The sequence below is a fragment of the Paractinoplanes durhamensis genome (assembly GCF_016862175.1).
Lineage (GTDB): Bacteria > Actinomycetota > Actinomycetes > Mycobacteriales > Micromonosporaceae > Actinoplanes > Actinoplanes durhamensis.
The window spans coordinates 1-17,017 of sequence record NZ_BOML01000069.1 but is presented as its reverse complement, the minus strand read 5'-3'; the positions used below and the strand labels follow the sequence as shown (position 1 = coordinate 17,017).

Below are 17,017 nucleotides of genomic sequence, written 5' to 3'. Positions count from 1 at the left end.
GACCCGTCTCCGTCGTCGCCTCAGGTGCATCACACCCGTAGTTCGCCGATGACGGGAAGAGTGTTCAGTTTCGCAACGGGAGCGGCGGCAGTGGGGGCAGCGCCGGGCGGTCGAGCCACGCCGCGAACAGGTCGTGCAGCGGCTTCGTGGTGAATCGACCGGCGTGCTCGCGGAACTGCGAGGTCGTCACGGTGCGGTGCCGGTTCTCGCCGACCCACGACCGGAGCAGCGCGAAGAACGTCTCCTCGCCGACCGCCGCGCGCAGGGCGTGCAGGGTCAGCGCGCCGCGCTTGTAGACCAGCGGGTCGAACATGCGGGCCACGCCCGGGTCGGCCACGGTGAACCACGCCGGCTGCGCCGCCACCCAGCCGTGCCATCGGGCGGCCAGGACCTCCACCGACGGTCCGCCGGAAACATCGGACCACAACCATTCCGCGTACGTGGCGAAGCCCTCGTTGAGCCAGATGTGCCGCCAGTCGGCGACCGTGAGGCTGTTGCCGAACCACTGGTGGGCGAGCTCGTGCGCGACCAGCCGCTCGTGGGTGCGGAAACCGTCGACGTGGTTGCGGCCGAAGACGGCCATGCCCTGCGCCTCGATCGGGTCGTCCAGGTCGTCGTCGGCGACCACCACGACGTACTCCCGGAACGGGTAGGGTCCGAACAGGCCCTCGAAGGCCGCCATGATCTCGCCGTGCCGGCCGAAGTCGTGCCGGAACACCGTCCGCAGCCGGGGCGGGATCGCGGCCTGCTGGCGCACCCCGCCCACCGCCAGGTCGATCAGCTCGTAGCGGCCGACCTGCACGCTCATCAGGTAGGGGGCGGTCGGCTCGGTCCGCTCGTACACCCAGGTGGTGTCGCCGGCGCCGCGGCGGCGGGAGACCAGATCGCCGGTGACCACCACCGTGTACGGCGCCGCGGCGGTGACCTTGACCAGGAAGCTGGCCTTCTCCAGGCGGTCGTTGCAGGGGAACCAGGACGGCGCGCCGTTCGGCTGGCTGGCCACCAGCGCGCCGTCGGTCAACTCGTCCCAGCCGATGTCGCCCCAGCGCCCGGAGATCGGGACCGGCTTCCCGGCGTACTTAATCTCGATCTTGAAGGTGGCGCCGTAGGCGATCGATTGCTCGGGTTTGATCCGGAGCTTGCCGGCCCGGTGGGTGTAGGTGACCCGCCGCCCGTCGACCCGCACGTCGGAGACCCGGAACTGGCCGAGGTCGAGGCTGAACCGGGACAGCGACTGGACCGCCTGCGCGGTGACGGTCGCCTTCCCGGCCAGCCGGTTCGACACGACCAGGTAATTGAGGTCGAGGTCGTAGTGCAGCACCCGGTAGCCGCCGTTGCCGTGTCCCGGGAGGTACGAGTCGGTCGAGCGATCGGCCCCCGGTGGGGTCATGATGCCCAGGTCGCGATCGGGTTTCCCAGCCACCGGCTGTCCTCGGGCACGGCATCGCCGCGGGTTACCAGCGAACCCGGACCGACCGTGGTGCGCGCACCGATGCTCGCACCGGGCAGCACGATCCCGTGCGGGCCGAGCGTGGCGCCCGCGCCCAGAGTGACCTCGTCCATGGCCATGATCCGATCATGGAAGAGGTGAGTTTGCACTACGCAACCTCGGTTGACGGTGGCGCCCGCGCCCAGCCGCACCAGGTCGTACTCGGGCAGCCAGAACGTCTCCAGCCACACCCCGCGGCCGATCTTGGCGCCGAGTGTGCGCAGCCACACGTTGAGCAACGGGGTGCCGGAGGCGAAGCGGAACAGCCACGGCGCGGCGAGCACCTCGACGAACGTGTCGGCGAGCTCGTTGCGCCAGACGAACGACGTCCACAGCGCGTGCTCGGTGACCCGGAACTTCCCGACCAGCAGCCACTTCGCGGCCGTGCCGAGCAGCGCGCCGGCGATCGCGGCGGCGAACAGCACCGGCCCGGCGACGAGCGCGGCCACCCACAGGCCGGCCGTCTGCCAGATCCCCGCGAGCGCGGCCAGCATCAGCACGGCCAGGACGCCGGCGCACATCACCGGGATGATCCGGCACAGCTCGATCGCGGCGCGGGCCAGCTTCAACCGCAGCGGCGGGTCGTAGGTGAGCGCGGCGTCGCCCGACTCGACCGTGCGGCGCAGCGGCATCGGCGGGGCGCCGAGCCACGACGAGCCCTTCTTCGCCTTGCGCGGCGCCGACGACAGCACGCCGACCAGGCCGCGCTTGGGCACCGACCGGCCGGGCGCGGCCATCCCGGAGTTGCCGAGGAAGGCCTGCTTACCGATCCGGGCCGGGGCGACCCGCAGCCAGCCGTGGCTGAGCTCGTAGGTGGCGACCATGGTGTCGTCGGCCAGGAACGCGCCGTCCTCGACGGTGGTCATCCTCGGCAGCGCGAGAACGGTGGACAGCTCGGCGTTACGGCCGATCTTGGCGCCGAGCAGGCGCAGCCAGACCGGCGTGAACAGGCTGGCGTACATCGGGAAGAGCGCGATCCGGGCCATTCCCATCAGCCGCTCGGTGGTCCACACCTGCCAGGCCACCCGGCCCCGGACCGGATGGAAACCGGCCCGCATGCCGACGCCGAGCACCCGGACCGCGACCAGCACGAACAGGGCGTAGGTGAGGAAGTAGGCGACCGCGGCGACCGGGGCGGCGAGCAGAGCCGCGCCCAGGTTCGGCCGATCAGCCACGGTCCAGCCGACGATGGCGATCGCGGGCAGCACGGCCACGGCCGGGAGCAGGCCGAGAAGCTGGGCGGTCAGGCTGTAGGCGACCACCCAGAGCCGGGAGCGCCGCGGCGGGCGGTGGGCCGGCCAGGCGGTTTCCCGCTTGCCGGCCTTCACCGCGCCGGACACGGTCGAACCGGCCTCGACGTGCGCGCCCTTGCTGACCCGGGCGCCGGGCATGAGCGTGCTGCGCGAGCCGATCCGGGCGCCGGCGCCGATCCGGGTCTTGCCGACCCGGACGATGTCGCCGTCGATCCAGTAGCCGGAGAGGTCGACCTCGGGTTCGATCGCCGCGCCGCGGCCGACCTTGAGCAGGCCGGTGACCGGCGGCGCCGAATGCAGGTCGACGTCCCGGCCGATCTGCGCGCCGAGCGCCTTCGCGTAGGTGATCTGCCAGCCCGCGCCGGCCACGCCGGTGGCGCCGGTCAGCTCGGCGAGCCGTTCGGCCGCCCACAGCCGCAGGTGCACGCCGCCGCCGCGCGGGTAGTTGCCCTTGCGGACGCCGCGCAGCAGCAGCCGCGCGCCGCCGGCGGCGACCGCGATCCGGCCGGGCGGGCTGAACAGCAGGGCCCACCCACCCGCGATCCACCACCAGTTGGTCTGCGGCGCCCACCCGGCCGGCAGCAGGTTGGCCAGCGCGGCCAGCACGGTGAGCCAGCGCAGCCCGACGAGGGCGAGCATCGGGACCATGAGCAGTGCCTGGATCAGGCCGGCCCGGCGGGGCGTGGGCCGGATCTCGCGGCGGGCCCGGGTCTCCTGCACGACGAGCGCGTCGAGCGCCGCCGCCATCTGCGACAGCCGCGGCTGCTGGTAGACGTCGGCCACCGCGATCTGCGGGTGGCTGCGCCGGATCCAGGCGACCAGCTGCGCGGCGTTGAGGCTGCTGCCGCCGTTGGAGAAGAAGTCGGCGTCGGCCTCGGTGGGGCGTACGCCGAGAATTTCCTCCCAGCCGCCGGCCAGCCACGCCTCGGTGACGGTGAGCTCCTCGGAACCGGCGCCGGAGGCGAGCGGCCACGGCAGGGCGGCCCGGTCGACCTTTCCGGAGGTACGGGTGGGCAGCGAGTCGACCGCGGCGAGCAGCGGGACCAGCGCGGCCGGCAGCTGCTCGCGGATGCGCAGCGCGGCGGCGGCCGGGTCGAAGTCGTCGCGCGGCACGACGTAGCCGACCAGCAGCTGGTTGCCGGCCGCGGTCCGCTTGACCGCGGCGGCCGCACCGGCGACACCGGGCAGCGCCTGCAGCGCCGCGTCCACCTCGCCCAGCTCGATCCGCCGGCCACCCAGCTTGACCTGCTCGTCGCCGCGGCCGAGGAACAGCAGGCCCTCGGGCTCGGCGCGGACGATGTCGCCGCTGCGGTAGGCCCGTTCCCAGCCGAGCGAGGGCAGCGGCGCGAACTTCTCGGCGTCCTTGGCGGCGTCGAGGTAGCGGGCCAGGCCGACCCCGCCGATGACCAGCTCGCCGGTCTCCCCCATCGCCACCGGATCGCCGGCCGCGTCGACCACGGCCAGCTCCCAGCCGGCCAGGGGCAGGCCGATCCGGACCGGGCCCTCGCCGGTCATCGGCGCGGCGCAGGCGACCACGGTCGCCTCGGTCGGGCCGTAGGTGTTCCAGACCTCGCGGCCCTCCACCGCCAGCCGCTCGGCCAGCTCGGGCGGGCACGCCTCGCCACCGAAGATCAGCAGCCGGACCTCGTCGAGCGCCTCGACCGGCCACAGCGCGGCGAGCGTCGGCACCGTCGACACCACGGTGATGCGCTGCTCGGCCAGCCACGGGCCGAGGTCGACGCCGCTGCGCACGAGCGACCGCTCGGCCGGCACCAGGCACGCGCCGTACCGCCAGGCCAGCCACATCTCCTCGCAGGAGGCGTCGAACGCCACCGACAGCCCGGCCAGCACCCGGTCCTGCGGGCCGATCGCCTCAGCGTCGTCGCCGGCCAGGAACAGCTGCGCCTCGGCGTCGACGAACGCGGCCGCGGAGCCGTGCGACACGGCCACGCCCTTCGGGGTGCCGGTGGAGCCGGAGGTGAAGATGATCCAGGCGTCGTCCTCCGGGCCGGGCCGTCCGGGACGGCCTTCGGGGGTACGCCGCATGGTGACGCTCAAGCCGTCGCCCAGGACCGCGCACACGCCCGCCTCGGCGAAGACCAGCTCGGCCCGCTCCTCAGGGTCGTCCGCGTCCACCGGCACGTACGCCGCGCCGGCCGCCAGCACGCCGAGGATGGCCAGGTAGAGCTCGGTCGTACCGGACGAGACCCGGATGCCGACCCGGTCGCCGACACCGACCGAGTGTCCCGCGAGTTTCTCCCGCACCGACTCGACCGCACCGGCGAACTCACGGTAGGTCAGGGCGGCGCCGCCGGCGTCGATCGCGCGGGCTCCCCCGTGGTCCTGCACGGTCGCATCGAAGATGTCGACGAGCGTGCGGCGCTGCGGGGCATCGGTGGAGCGGAACAGCGCCGGGGCCGCGGGGCCGAAGGCGATGTCGGGAAGGTCGATCAAACTCAGGTCTGTGACAGTCACCGGGCTTGCTCACTCCACCTTTGGGGTCGACGGCGTCCAGGCGCACGGCGAGAGCCGCCCGGGGCAGCCCTCAAAGCTACGGGACTACACCGGGAAATGACGGGCAGATGTCGGATACGTGTCCACCGACACACCCTGCGTCAACGCCCCGGCGTCCTGACCGGTGCGTTCGTTCGCCCGGTCGAGCCACCTCATCACCGGGGTGGCGGCCACCCCGTGCAGCACCACCGACACCAGCACGACGAAGCCGATGGTCGCCCACACCAGGTCAGCCTTCGGGAAATCGGCCAGGGTGAGCGCATACGAAAGGTAATAGAAGGATCCGATCCCGCGGATGCCGAACGCCGCGATCACCCAGTGCTCCGACCGGCGTCCGGGCGCTCCGCGCAGGGACAAAAACCCGGACAGCGGGCGTACGCCGAAGATCAGCACCAATCCCACCGCGACGGCCGGCCAGGTCAGTGGTCCCAGCAGGCCACCCACCACGGCCCCGCCGAACAACAGCAGCAAGAGCACGGTCAGCAGCCGCTCGGTCTGCTCGGCGAAGTCGTGCAGCACCTGGTGGTACTCGTGCGAGCTCTCCGCGGCCCGGATCGTCCGGGCGGCCACGAACACGGCCAGGAAGCCGTAGCCGTGCGCGACCTCGGCCACCCCGTACGCCAGCATGGTGGCGGCCAGGGCGAGGAAGCCCTCCGAGTGCCGGGACAGCCGCAGCGACTCCTTGCGGGCCCGGAAGAACAGCCGGCCCAGCAGCTTGCCGACCAGCACCCCGCCGACGACGCCGAGCACCACCTTGAGCAGCACGTCCCGCCAAGCCCACTCGACGGCCCAGCCCAGACCCGCGGTGGAGGCCATCGCGATCGCGGCGTACACGAAGGGGAACGCCAGGCCGTCGTTCAGGCCGGCCTCGGAGGTGAGCGCGAACCGCACCTCGTCCTCCGAGTCCTCCTCGGCAGTCGGCTCGCCGACCTGCACGTCGGCGGCGAGCACCGGGTCGGTCGGGGCGAGGGCGGCGCCCAGCAGCAGCGCGGTGGCCGGCACCAGCCCGGCCCACCACCAGCCGAGGAACGCCATCGCGGCGATCGTCACCGGCATCGCGATGATCAGCAGCCGCCAGGTGGACGCCCAGCTCCGCCGGCTCATCGGCCGGTCGATCTTCAGCCCGGCGCCCATCAGCGCGACGATCACGCCCAGCTCGGTCAGATGCTCGGTGAGCTTCGGATGGGCGAGCGGGTCGGCGTCCGGAAGCCCGAGCGGAAGCCCGAAGACCAGCATCCCGAGGCCGACGAAAACGATCGGCATGGACAGCGGCCGGCGCTCGAGCACCCGCGGCAGGATCCCGGCCAGCAGCGCACCGAGCCCGACCACCGCGAAAATCACATCAGAGATCTGCACACGTCCCTCATGCCCAGCCGGGCACCGGTCAGTGCACGCGCGCCACCCGGATCTCGGTCCGCAGCGCGGGCGGCCCGTCCAGCGGGGCCGGGTCCTCCGGCGTCGGGGTCACCCCGCCGGCCGCGATCGTGTCCAGGGTGCGCAGGCCGGCCGGCTCGACGTGGCCGAAGATCGTGTAGTTCGGGCGCAGCGCCGAGTTGGCGTAGACCAGGAAGAACTGGCTGCCGTTGGTGTCCGGCCCGGCGTTCGCCATGGCCAGCACCCCGCGGGCGTAGACCCGGCGCACCCCGGTCGGGTCGGTCGGCGCGGGCGGGAGGGTGGTCGGCAACTCGTCGCCGTAGCGGTAGCCGGGACCGCCCTCGCCGGTGCCGGACGGGTCGCCGCACTGCAGCACCGACAGGGTCGGGTAGGCGGTGAGGCGGTGGCAGATCGTGCGGTCGTAGAACCGGTGCCGGGCCAGGTGGACGAAGCTCTGCACGGTGCAGGGCGCCACGCTGCGGTCCAGCACCAGCGGGATGGCACCGAGGTTGGTGCGCAGCAGCACCTGGACCTCACCGCGGGACGGTGTGTGCCGGGGGTCGCGGGGCAGCGGGACCGGCCGGACCGCGGGATCGTCGGGCGTCGGCGTGTAGGCGCACGGGCCGCTGGTCGGCGTGTCCGGGTCAGTCCCCGCCGCCGATGCCGGCGTGGCACCGGCAAGGCCGACCGCCACGGTGAGGACGACGGCCAGAAGACCCTTGACCACTTTCTTACCTCCACGAATCAGCCGGACGCTCCCCCACTGGTCTAATCGACACGCGTGGATACGTCAATGCTCTACCCGAGGAGAGCGCCGACCAGGACGGTGGCGTGGCGGTGGGCGGCCGCCAGGATCTGCTCGTCGGTGAAATCGCCGTGGGCCGACGCGTCGACGGCGGCGTTGATGCTGAGCAGCGCCATCCGCAGTTGCAGCACGTCGGCGGGAGTGTCCGCCGCAAGATGCTCACCGACGGCGTGCCCCCGGTCCTGGCCGCCTACCACGCGGCGCACGCGACCTGAGCTGACAACTGGCTCTCTCCGGGCGGCGGATCCACGCCCGATGGTTGGCATGAGCGTGCCGGCCTAGAAGAGTGGCCTCATGACGTGCATCGTCGGGATCACGGACGGGCGGACCGTCACCATCGGTGGGGACTCGGCGGGGAGCGACGGGTGGCACGTTGCGGTGCGGTCGGATTCCAAGGTGTTTCAGGTGGGGCCTTACCTGATGGGCTTTACGACCAGCTACCGGATGGGTCAACTCCTGCGTTACTCGCTGACCGTCGGCGAGCCCGACACCTGGGACGTAGACCGGTTCATGGTGACCACCTTCATCGATGCCGTCCGCGGGTGCCTCTCCACGGGCGGCTACGCGAGAACCGAGAACGGTCAGGAACAGGGTGGACAGTTCCTTGTCGGCATTCATGGTCGCCTCTACGTCGTCGGCGCCGACTATCAGATCGGGCACACGATCTCGGGTTATGCCGCGGTGGGTTCCGGCTACCTGGTTGCCCTGGGATCGCTGCACTCCACGGCCAGGTCCCCGGTCGGCAGCAGGGAACGCGCGGTGATGGCACTGGAGGCAGCGGCCGAGCTCACCGAGGGCGTACGGCCACCCTTCACCGTGGTGCAGTCGGAGTGAAGAGCGTCGGGTCTATCAGCAGGCAAGAGGCGCCCCCGGCGCAGGCCGGGGGCGCTCACCTGGTCAGCTTCCGGTGATGACGAACTGGGAGCCGGGCTGGGTGACGATGTTGCCGTCGGCCGAGTTCGTGATGGTGACGTTGGACAGGGTCGCGTTGCCTCGGGCGCCGCTCATCGCCAGGATGCCGGCGCCGTTGTTGGATTTGTCGATCTTCACGTTGGTGACCGCCACGTTCGGCATGTTGCCGCCGCCGGTCTTGAACTGGATGCCGTCGTAGGTCGAGTCGACGATCTCGGTGTCGCGGATCGTCACCCCGACGATGTCCTTCGACGACGGGAAGAGGGTGATCGCGCCGAACTCCTGGTCCTCGTTCCAGAAGACGCCGCCGGCCCGATACAGGCCGTTGTTGGCGATCAGCGTCGTACCCGTGAACGGCAAGGGGTCGTGGTCGGTGGCCAGCATGATGCCCGGGTAGTTCATGGTGTCGTACACAAGATTGTTCTCGATGGAGTTGCTGAAACCGCCGTAGATCGCGATGCCGTTTGCCCGCCAGGGCAGTTGAACGGTGTTGTTGACGAAGTGGTTGTTCGAGGCGATGTCGACCGACGTGTCCTTGACCCGCGGGTTGGCCCAGACGGCCAGGGAGTCGTCGCCGGTGGTGCGGAACGACGAGTTGAAGACCCGCGAGTTGCGCGTGCCGTTGCTGAAGTTGATGCCGTCGGCGTAGGTGTCGCGGATCCGCATGCCGGAGAATTCGAGGTTGTCGCCCGGGTTCCAGTAGGCGGGCGTGTCCGAGTAGTCGCGGCCGACCCACGCGCCGACGTTGACGTGCTCGATCCACACGTTACTGATCTTGGTGTTCTTGCCGAGCCGGCCGTTGATGCCGTGGCCGCGGTTGGCCCGGTTGGTGGTCATGCCGAAGATCGCCAGGTCGGAGATCTGGGTGTTGTCGTCGATGTCGAAGCCGACGTTGCCCTCGTGCGGGTGGTTGATGTTGCCGACCACGTTCTGCGGCTCGGTGTCGGTGTAGAGCTGCGAGCGCCACATGCCGGCCCCGCGGACGACGACGTTGCGGATGCCCTTCTGGTTGTACTGCCCGCGGGCCGGGTCCGGTGACAGGATCTTCTGCTCCTGCCGCCACTGGCCCTCGGGGATCCAGACGCAGCTGATCACGCCGTTCTCGTCGTCGGTGACCGCGCGCTGGATGGCGGCCGTGTCGTCGAGGCCGTCGTTCGGCACCGCACCGTAGTTGGTGATCGAGACGCACCCGGCCGGCTGGGTCAGCGCCGGAGCGACCTGCTCCAGGTCGATCAGGTCGAGGTAGTAGAACGCCGCCGAATCGGTGGCGTCACGCTGCAACTTGAAGCGGGTACCGGCCGGGTACGACGTGGTCAGCAGCGCGTGCGACTCGTCGAACAGCCGCCGCGCGTCGGCCGAGGGCGTGTTGGACAGCGACTCGGTGTCGTCGCTCGTGCCGTACAGCCAGCTGTTGCGCGACGAGAGCGTCAGCTTCTGCACGAACTGGTCGTTGACGTAGAGGCTGATCGTGGCGTTCTGCCCGCCGCCGCCCGGCGCATCCGGGATGGAGTTGCGGACCACGATCGAGTTCGCCGCGCTGACCGAGGTGAACTCGACGAACTGCCCGGTCCCGGTCAACCGCACCGACTTGCGGCCGGACGACTCGGTGCCGAAGTCGGTGTGCCCGAACGTGCGCAGCGCGTCCGCCTCGATCAGGGTGCCGGAGTAGCGGGCGGCCTCCGCCTCGTAAGAGACATAAGGCACGGCTGCGCCGCGACCCACCACGATCGATTGCGTACGGCTGTTGTTGTTCTCGTTCGTCTCGGCGACCACGTTCGTGGCGTCGGCGGTAGCGGTGATGGTGGCACCGCCGGTAGTTGCCGTCCACGTCCCGGCACTCACCGTGACGGTCGCGCCGGCCGCGATCGCGCCGGTGTTGACGTTGAGCGTCGTGCTGCCCGCGACCACCCGGGTCACGGTGGCCGCCGCCGCGCTGGTGCCGCGGTTGTTGACCGCGACCGCGAAGGTGACCGCCGCACCGGCCGACGGGTTGGCCGGGGTCGGCGTCACGCTGAGCACCTGCAGGTCGGGACCGGGTGCCTGGGCCACGACCAGGGGCGACGACGCGGTCAGGGTGTTGTTGTCGTTGCTCTGCTCGGCGACGGTGTCACCCGGGTCGACCACGGCCGACACCGAGTAGCTGCCCTGGGCGAGACGACCGGCGTTCACGGTCACCGTGGTGGAGGCGCCGGCCGCGAGAGCGCCCACGGTGGCGCTGCCGGCGGCGGTGCTTCCCACCCGTACATCAAGCGTGGTTGCGGTCGACGCGGCCGTGCCGGCATTCCGCACGGTGGCCGAGACGGTGATCGCGGTGGCTTCGTCCGGTGACGCCGGTGACCAGGTCAGACCGGTGACCACGAGATCGGGGTTGGCTGCCCAGGCACCGAGAACCTGCAGCTCGGCGACCTGACCACCGGGCGCGCCGGTGTTGCTGAAGACCTGGAGCTGCACGTCGGCGGCCCGGGCGGTGACCGGGATCGTGACGGTGTTCTGCGTCGACGGGTTGAAGACGTAGTCGGCGCGGGCTTTCAGGCTGGTGAACGCACTCGTGTTCTGCGCGCGGCCGAGCACCTGGATGCTCTGCGTGCGGGTGCTCCATGCCTGGTCGGGGTTGAGCTTGACCACGACGCCGGTGATGTCGGCGTTCGCGCCGAGCTTGGCGGTCAGCGTCGACGGGAAGCCGCTGGACTCCCAGTAGGTGCCGGTGTTGCCGTCGTTGGCATTCGGCGCGACGAACCCGAAGACGGAGGAGCTCGCCTCCATGGTCTTACCAGTGGCCAAGTTGGTGCCGGTGGGCGGATCCGGATCTTGGCCTGCCACCCCATAGACCTCGACCTCGGAGAGCTGCGCCGCGGGCCAGCCCGTGTTGCCGGTGATGGTGACCCGGACATATCGGATCGTGACCGCGGTGAAGTCGATGGTGACCGTGTTGCCGGTCGCCGGGTCGAACACGCGGCCCGCCGACCCGGACAGGGTGATCCAGGTCGAGCCGTCGACGCTGCCCTGCAGGGTGAGCGTCTCGGTGCGGGTGGCCCACGCGGTGGCCGGCGGCAGCTTCAACTTGGCCTGGTCGACGGCGAGGTTGCTGCCGAGGTCGACCTGGACCCACTGCGGGAAGGCGTTGTTCGGGCTCTCCCAGTAGGAATTGGCGTTGCCGTCGGTGACGTTGGCCGCGCCGTACACATCGTTGGTGCCGGAGGCCGAGGCCGGCTTGCCCTGGGCGAGGTTGGTGCCGCCGGCGGCGTGCGCCGGCCCGGGGGTGAGGACGGCGGCGACCAGCGTCGCGGCCATGAGGGTGGGGAGCAGTCTTCGCATTCGCATGGGTGCCCTCGTTCTGCGCGCCTGGGGATGGGGACGCCTGCTACGAAGTTTCGTTGTTCTGCCGAATTCTTGCGTAGACAGAGATCTAAGATTTCAGATACGTGTCCACAAAGTCAACGGCTTCGATCGCTGACAACCTGGCGGGTGTCCAAACACGACTAAGACGTGTGAATGTGTCGATGATTCGCGTCCTGCCCGCCGCCGGAGTCCTGATCGCCGCGCTGGGCATCCCTTCCGCTCCGGCTTCGGCCGCCCCCGTTCCCGCGGCCGGCTCCTCATCCACCGTGACGCTGCTGACCGGCGACGTCGTCACCGTCCGTAGCACGCCGGGTGGTGGCTGCCCGGCCGTCACCGTCCGGCCGGCCGCCGCGAGCGGCATCCTGCACCGGTCCTGCACTCCCGACGGGCACGTGCATGTGGTGCCCGGCCGGATCGCCCCGATGCTCGGCAAACAGCTCGACCCGGCGCTGTTCGACGTGACCGCCCTGATCGCGGACGGCTACGACGACGCGCACACCCGCGACCTGCCGCTGATCATCCGGTCGGGCGGTTCGTCTGCCCTTACCAGTGGTCTGACCAATGCTCGCGCGCTGCCGAGCATCTCGGCCGTGGCCGGTCGCCGGGCGAAGTCCGCCGGCATCGCCCTCCCGTCGCTGGCGGCGCGCTCCGCCTCCTCGAAGATCTGGCTTGACCGCCGGGTGCGGGCCACGTCTCTCGACGCCAACCTCCGCCAGGTCGCCGCGCCGCAGGCGTGGTCGGCCGGCTATACCGGGCGGGGCACGACGGTCGCCGTCCTGGACACCGGCATCGACGCCACCCACCCCGACCTCGCCGGCCAGGTCGCCGAGAAGATGGACTTCACGGTCGACGGCGGCGACGCCACCGACCACTTCGGGCACGGCACGCACGTCGCGGCGACCATCGCCGGCACCGGCGCGGCCTCGCACGGCGCGCGGCAGGGCGTGGCGCCGGGCGCGCGGCTGGCGATCGGCAAGGTGCTCGACGACTACGGGTACGGCACGGACGCCCAGGTCATCGCCGGTATGGAGTGGGCCGCGAGCCGCGCCTCGGTGGTCAACATGAGCCTCGGCGGCTACGAACCCAGCGACGGCACCGATCCGCTGTCGCTCGCCGTGGACGCCCTCAGCAAGCAGACCGGCGCCCTGTTCGTGGTGGCCGCCGGCAACGACGGCGGTCCCGTTTCCTCCCCCGCCGCGGCCGCCAGTGCGCTCACCGTCGGCGCGGTCGACGGTAAGGACACGGTCGCTGAGTTCTCCAGCCACGGCCCGCAGCCGAACACCCACGCCGCCAAGCCGGAGATCGTCGCGCCCGGGGTGGACATCGTCGCGGCGCGGGCGGCCGGCACCACCATGGGCCGCCCGATCGACGCGCATTACGTCGCCTCGTCGGGCACGTCGATGGCCACGCCGCACGTGGCCGGGGCCGCCGCGGTCCTCGCCCAGCGCCACCCCGATTGGAAGGCCGCCCAGCTCAAGGCGGCGCTGGTCGGGGCCGCAGATCCGGTGCCGGCATTTGATGCGTACGCCGTGGGCTCCGGCCGGCTGAACGTGGCCCGGCCGCTTTCCGGGGTGGTGGCCGCACCGGCTTCGGACGCGGCGGCTTTGGCCGCGCCCGCTTCGGACGCGGCGGCTTTGGGCGCGCCCGCTTTGGGCGCGGCGGCTTTGGGCGCGCCCGCTTTGGGCGCGCCCGCTTTGGGCGCGGCGGCCTCTCGGGGCGCCGGCACGAGGCCCAGCTGGACCAACACCGGTAAGGCGCCGGTCTCGCTCGCGCTCAGCGTGACGACCACGGATCACCTCGGTGCCGCCGCGCCGGCCGGGGCGGTCACGCTGTCGGCTTCGGCATTGCGGCTGGCGGCCAGCGCGACCGACGGTGTGGCGCTGACCATCGACAAGGCGGCCTTCGCGGCCCGGCCCGGGCTCTGGACCGCCCTGGTGACGGCCCGTGACGGCTCATCGGTGACCCGCACGCCGGTGACCTTCTACATCGACCCGCCCAGCCACAACCTCACCATCCAGACCACCACCGTTCCGGGTACGCCCGAGGGCGCGCTCGGCTGGGTGTCGTTGCAGGTGGTCAACATCGACGACCCGGCGGTGTTCGCCACCAACGTCTACGGCGACCCCGGCGACACGTTCACCCTGCGCGTGCCGGATGGCCGTTACAGCGTGATGGCCGCCTTCGACGCGTTCACCGACGATGACGACCGCGCCGCCATGGCCGGCGATCCCGACACCGTGCTCAACACCGACACCACCATTCGGTTCGACCTGGCCAAGGCCCGCAAACTGGGCGCGACCGTGGACGGGGTCGAGACCGCGACCGCTTCGCTCGGACTCACCTACCTGCAGACCGGCCGACGCGGCCCGACCTGGTCCGACTTCGCCTTCCTCTGGGGCGAACCGGCCAAGGCCGGAAACGTCTGGGTACTGCCGACCGACGGCGCCGGAGTAGGCAACTTCCGCGCCTATTCGGCGTTCGGCCTGGACGCCCCCGGCCGCCATTACGACCTGATCAGCTCACTGGGAAACGGCCTGCCCACCGACCCGGCCTACCGGGTGACCACCGCCGAACAGGCCCGCCTGGCCCAAATCGACCAGCATTTCCACAAGCTGGACATGCCCGAGCCGGTAACCGGCCACAAACGCTACGGCCTGAGCCCCGAAGGCGATTTCCTGGCCGAGAACAGCACCGAATCGGTAAGCGGGGACCGCACCGATTACGTGACGCCCGGATTCGGCTGGGTCGACGAAGCTTTCTGGAGCGGCACGGTCACCCAGGAGGGCATCGCCCATTACGCCCCCGGCAGCCGCCAGGAGAAGACATGGGTCCGCCAGCCACTGCGCTCCGACTGGTATGACGACCCGGCCGGTTCACGTTCCGGCTGCGAGCCCGCCGCCCCCGGCCGGACCAGCGGAAACATCCACGTAGAGCTGGTCACGCTAACGGATCAGCACCAACGTTTCGACTGCCTGTCCGGCGGTTTCGGCCTGGACATCGACCGCAAACTGACCCTCACCCGAAACGGCCAAACCATCGGCACGGCCACCGACTCGATAGCCGATTTCCCGGTCCCACGCGGCCTGGCGAATTACCGCCTGACCTACGACGTAGACGCCGGCCGAGCCATCCCGGTGTCAACCAGAACCTCGACGTCGTGGACTTTCCGGTCGGCCGGCCCCGCCGGAACGGCCAACACCCCATTGCCACTGCTGGCAGTCGATTACCAATTGCCGCTGGACGCGGACAATCAACCCCTGCCCACCGGTAAAGCAACGTTCGTGGTCCGGCAGGCCCATGGCGTACGCCCACAGAAGGTCACCGGTTTCACGGTCGAAACGTCGCCGGACGGCGGCTCAACATGGACCCCGGCACCCGTGTCCGTTTCCGGCGCCGACACGTACCGGGCCACCCTGCCAAAGCCATCCGAAGGCGGCACGGTCGCACTACGAGTGACCGCGACAGGAAGCGCCGGCAGCGGAATCGAACAGACAATCATCGACGCATACTGATGTAACCCGGGCCGGTGGCACGGGACAGCGCAGAACTCGACCTGGCGATACATTGACGCGGCTCTCAGCCCGCTCTCAGCCTCGAGGTCAGCCTTGTCCCAGCCACCGGCCCACCCACCAGAGCCAGAGTCCTACGCTCCACCACCCAAACACGGCCGGCCCGCGGAGCCGACTTACCACCGGCCCGCCGCGCCCACTTACGGCCAGCAGCCCGCCGAGCCCGCATACAGCGAGCAACGTGGGGCACCCACTTACGGCCAGCCCGCCGCACCCACCTACGGCCAGCAGCCCGGCGCGGCCACCTACAGCCAGCAGCCCGGCCCGGCCACCCACGGCCAGCAGCCCGGCGCGCCCATTTACAGCCAGCAGCCCGGCCCGGCCACCCACGGCCAGCAGCCCGGCCCGGCCACCCACGGCCAGCAGCCCGGCCCGGCCACCTACAGCCAGCAGCACGGCGCGCCCACCCATGGCCAGCAGCCCGGCCCGGCCACCCACGGCCAACAGCCCGGCCCGGCCACCTACAGCCAGCAGCACGGCGCGGCCACCCACGGCCAACAGCCCAGCGCGGCCACCCACGGCCAACAGCCCGGCCCGGCCACCTACAGCCAGCAGCACGGCCCGGCCACCCTCAGCCAGCAACCTGCCGCATCCGCATACGGCCAGCAGCCCGGCGCACCCGCATACGGTCGGCAGCCAGCCGCACCCACTTACGGCCAGCAACCTGCCGAACCGACCTACGGCCAGGAGCCCGGCGCACCCGCATACGGTCAGCAGCCAACCACGCCTACTTACGGCCGGCCTGCCGCACCCACTTACGGCCAACCCGCCGTGCCCACCTACGGCCAGCAGCCCGGCACGCCCACTTACGGCCAGCAGCCCGGCACGCCCACTTACGGCCAGCAGCCCGGCACGCCCACTTGCGGCCAGCAGCCCGGCACGCCCGCTCACGGCCAGCAGCCCGGCACGCCCGCTCACGGTCAACAGCCCGGCACGCCCGCCTACGGTCAACAGCCCGGCACGCCCGCCTACGGTCAGCAGCCGGCCGGTCCTGCCTACGGCGCGCCGTCCACCCCACCCGCTTACGGCCCGCCCTCCGCCTCGGCCGCACCCGCCTATGGCCAGCAGTCTGCTGCACCCGCCTATAGCCAAGAGTCTGTTGCACCCGCTTATGGCGCACCGTCCACCGCGCCCGGTGCCGCCTACGGTGCGCCGCCCGCCCACGGGTCGCCGGCCGGCGTTTCCGACGACTACCCGGCGACGGCGCTGACCGGCCCGCCGCCGCAAACGGCCTGCCGTCTCTGTGGGAGCGTGCCGGCCGTGGACACCAAGTTCCGCGGGCACCGAGGCATGATCGTGCTCATGCAGTTCCTCAGCACGGAGGGACCATTCTGCCGCGACTGCGGGCTCGGAGTCTTCCGCCACATGACCTCGCGAACCTTGGTCCAGGGCTGGTACGGCTACGCCTCGCTGATCATCGCCCCGATCACGGTGCTGATGAACCTGGCCCGGCGCGACAAGGTGGCCAGCCTGGCAGCACCCCAGCCAAACCCGCACGCCCCGAGCCACCAGCCGATGGACCCGGGGCCGCGCCTGCTGCAGCGCCCGATGACGTGGATCGGCCTGCTGATTCCGGTCGCCTTGGTGACGCTGGTAGTGATCGCCGCGAACAGCAACTAACCAATCAACACAATCAACACTGTCAACACGTCAACTCAATCAAGACGTCAACTCAATCAATGCGATCAACACAGTCAACCTGCCAGGGTCACCGCGAGCACCGCGAGCACCGCGAGCACCGCGAGCACCGCGAGCACCGCGA

9 protein-coding genes are annotated in these 17,017 nt (G+C 71.0%); 3 read left to right on the top strand and 6 right to left on the bottom strand.

Annotated features, from left to right (window positions below):
* Nucleotides 1–64: 64 nt before the first annotated feature.
* The 5 genes from Adu01nite_RS40500 to Adu01nite_RS40480 form a co-directional block, all read right to left on the bottom strand.
* Nucleotides 65–1,390, bottom strand: coding sequence for a M1 family metallopeptidase (locus Adu01nite_RS40500; RefSeq protein ID WP_203734680.1), 1,326 nt, complete (start codon nt 1,388–1,390; stop codon nt 65–67).
* Nucleotides 1,387–5,217: a Pls/PosA family non-ribosomal peptide synthetase gene (locus Adu01nite_RS40495; protein ID WP_203734660.1), complete on the bottom strand. Its 3,831-nt coding sequence runs from the start codon at nt 5,215–5,217 to the stop codon at nt 1,387–1,389. Before Adu01nite_RS40495 ends, Adu01nite_RS40500 begins: the two co-directional genes overlap by 4 nt.
* An 84-nt stretch (nt 5,218–5,301) precedes the next feature.
* Nucleotides 5,302–6,612 (bottom strand): cation:proton antiporter, encoded by a 1,311-nt coding sequence (locus tag Adu01nite_RS40490; RefSeq protein WP_203734659.1) that lies wholly within the window; start codon nt 6,610–6,612, stop codon nt 5,302–5,304.
* A gap of 28 nt (nt 6,613–6,640) precedes the next feature.
* Nucleotides 6,641–7,357 carry a peptidylprolyl isomerase gene (locus Adu01nite_RS40485; RefSeq protein ID WP_239133089.1) on the bottom strand — a complete coding sequence of 239 codons (717 nt, stop codon included), beginning with the start codon at nt 7,355–7,357 and terminating at the stop codon, nt 6,641–6,643.
* Nucleotides 7,358–7,428: 71 nt separating this feature from the next.
* On the bottom strand, nt 7,429–7,641 hold the full coding sequence (locus Adu01nite_RS40480) for a hypothetical protein (protein ID WP_203734658.1): 213 nt from the start codon (nt 7,639–7,641) through the stop codon (nt 7,429–7,431).
* Nucleotides 7,642–7,840: 199 nt separating this feature from the next.
* Between Adu01nite_RS40480 and Adu01nite_RS40475 the strand changes: the two genes are divergently transcribed.
* The gene (locus Adu01nite_RS40475) at nt 7,841–8,269 is read left to right on the top strand and encodes a hypothetical protein (RefSeq protein ID WP_239133088.1); all 429 of its coding nucleotides are present in this window, start codon (nt 7,841–7,843) and stop codon (nt 8,267–8,269) included.
* Nucleotides 8,270–8,332: 63 nt separating this feature from the next.
* Here the strand turns inward: Adu01nite_RS40475 and Adu01nite_RS40470 are convergent, their stop codons facing one another.
* Nucleotides 8,333–11,668: a CARDB domain-containing protein gene (locus tag Adu01nite_RS40470; protein ID WP_239133087.1), complete on the bottom strand. Its 3,336-nt coding sequence runs from the start codon at nt 11,666–11,668 to the stop codon at nt 8,333–8,335.
* Between the two features lie 179 nt (nt 11,669–11,847).
* Between Adu01nite_RS40470 and Adu01nite_RS40465 the strand changes: the two genes are divergently transcribed.
* Both Adu01nite_RS40465 and Adu01nite_RS40460 read left to right on the top strand, forming a co-directional pair.
* Complete coding sequence (locus Adu01nite_RS40465; RefSeq protein ID WP_203734677.1) at nt 11,848–15,198, top strand: S8 family serine peptidase; 3,351 nt, start codon at nt 11,848–11,850, stop codon at nt 15,196–15,198.
* Between the two features lie 93 nt (nt 15,199–15,291).
* Nucleotides 15,292–16,875, top strand: coding sequence for a hypothetical protein (locus Adu01nite_RS40460; RefSeq protein WP_203734656.1), 1,584 nt, complete (start codon nt 15,292–15,294; stop codon nt 16,873–16,875).
* Nucleotides 16,876–17,017: the final 142 nt, after the last annotated feature.

Coding starts and splice junctions, on each gene's coding strand:
- Adu01nite_RS40500 (WP_203734680.1), bottom strand. CDS start 1,390: ATGACCCCACCGGGGGCCGATCGCTCGACCGACTCGTACCTCCCGGGA.
- Adu01nite_RS40470 (WP_239133087.1), bottom strand. CDS start 11,668: ATGCGAATGCGAAGACTGCTCCCCACCCTCATGGCCGCGACGCTGGTC.
- Adu01nite_RS40465 (WP_203734677.1), top strand. CDS start 11,848: ATGATTCGCGTCCTGCCCGCCGCCGGAGTCCTGATCGCCGCGCTGGGC.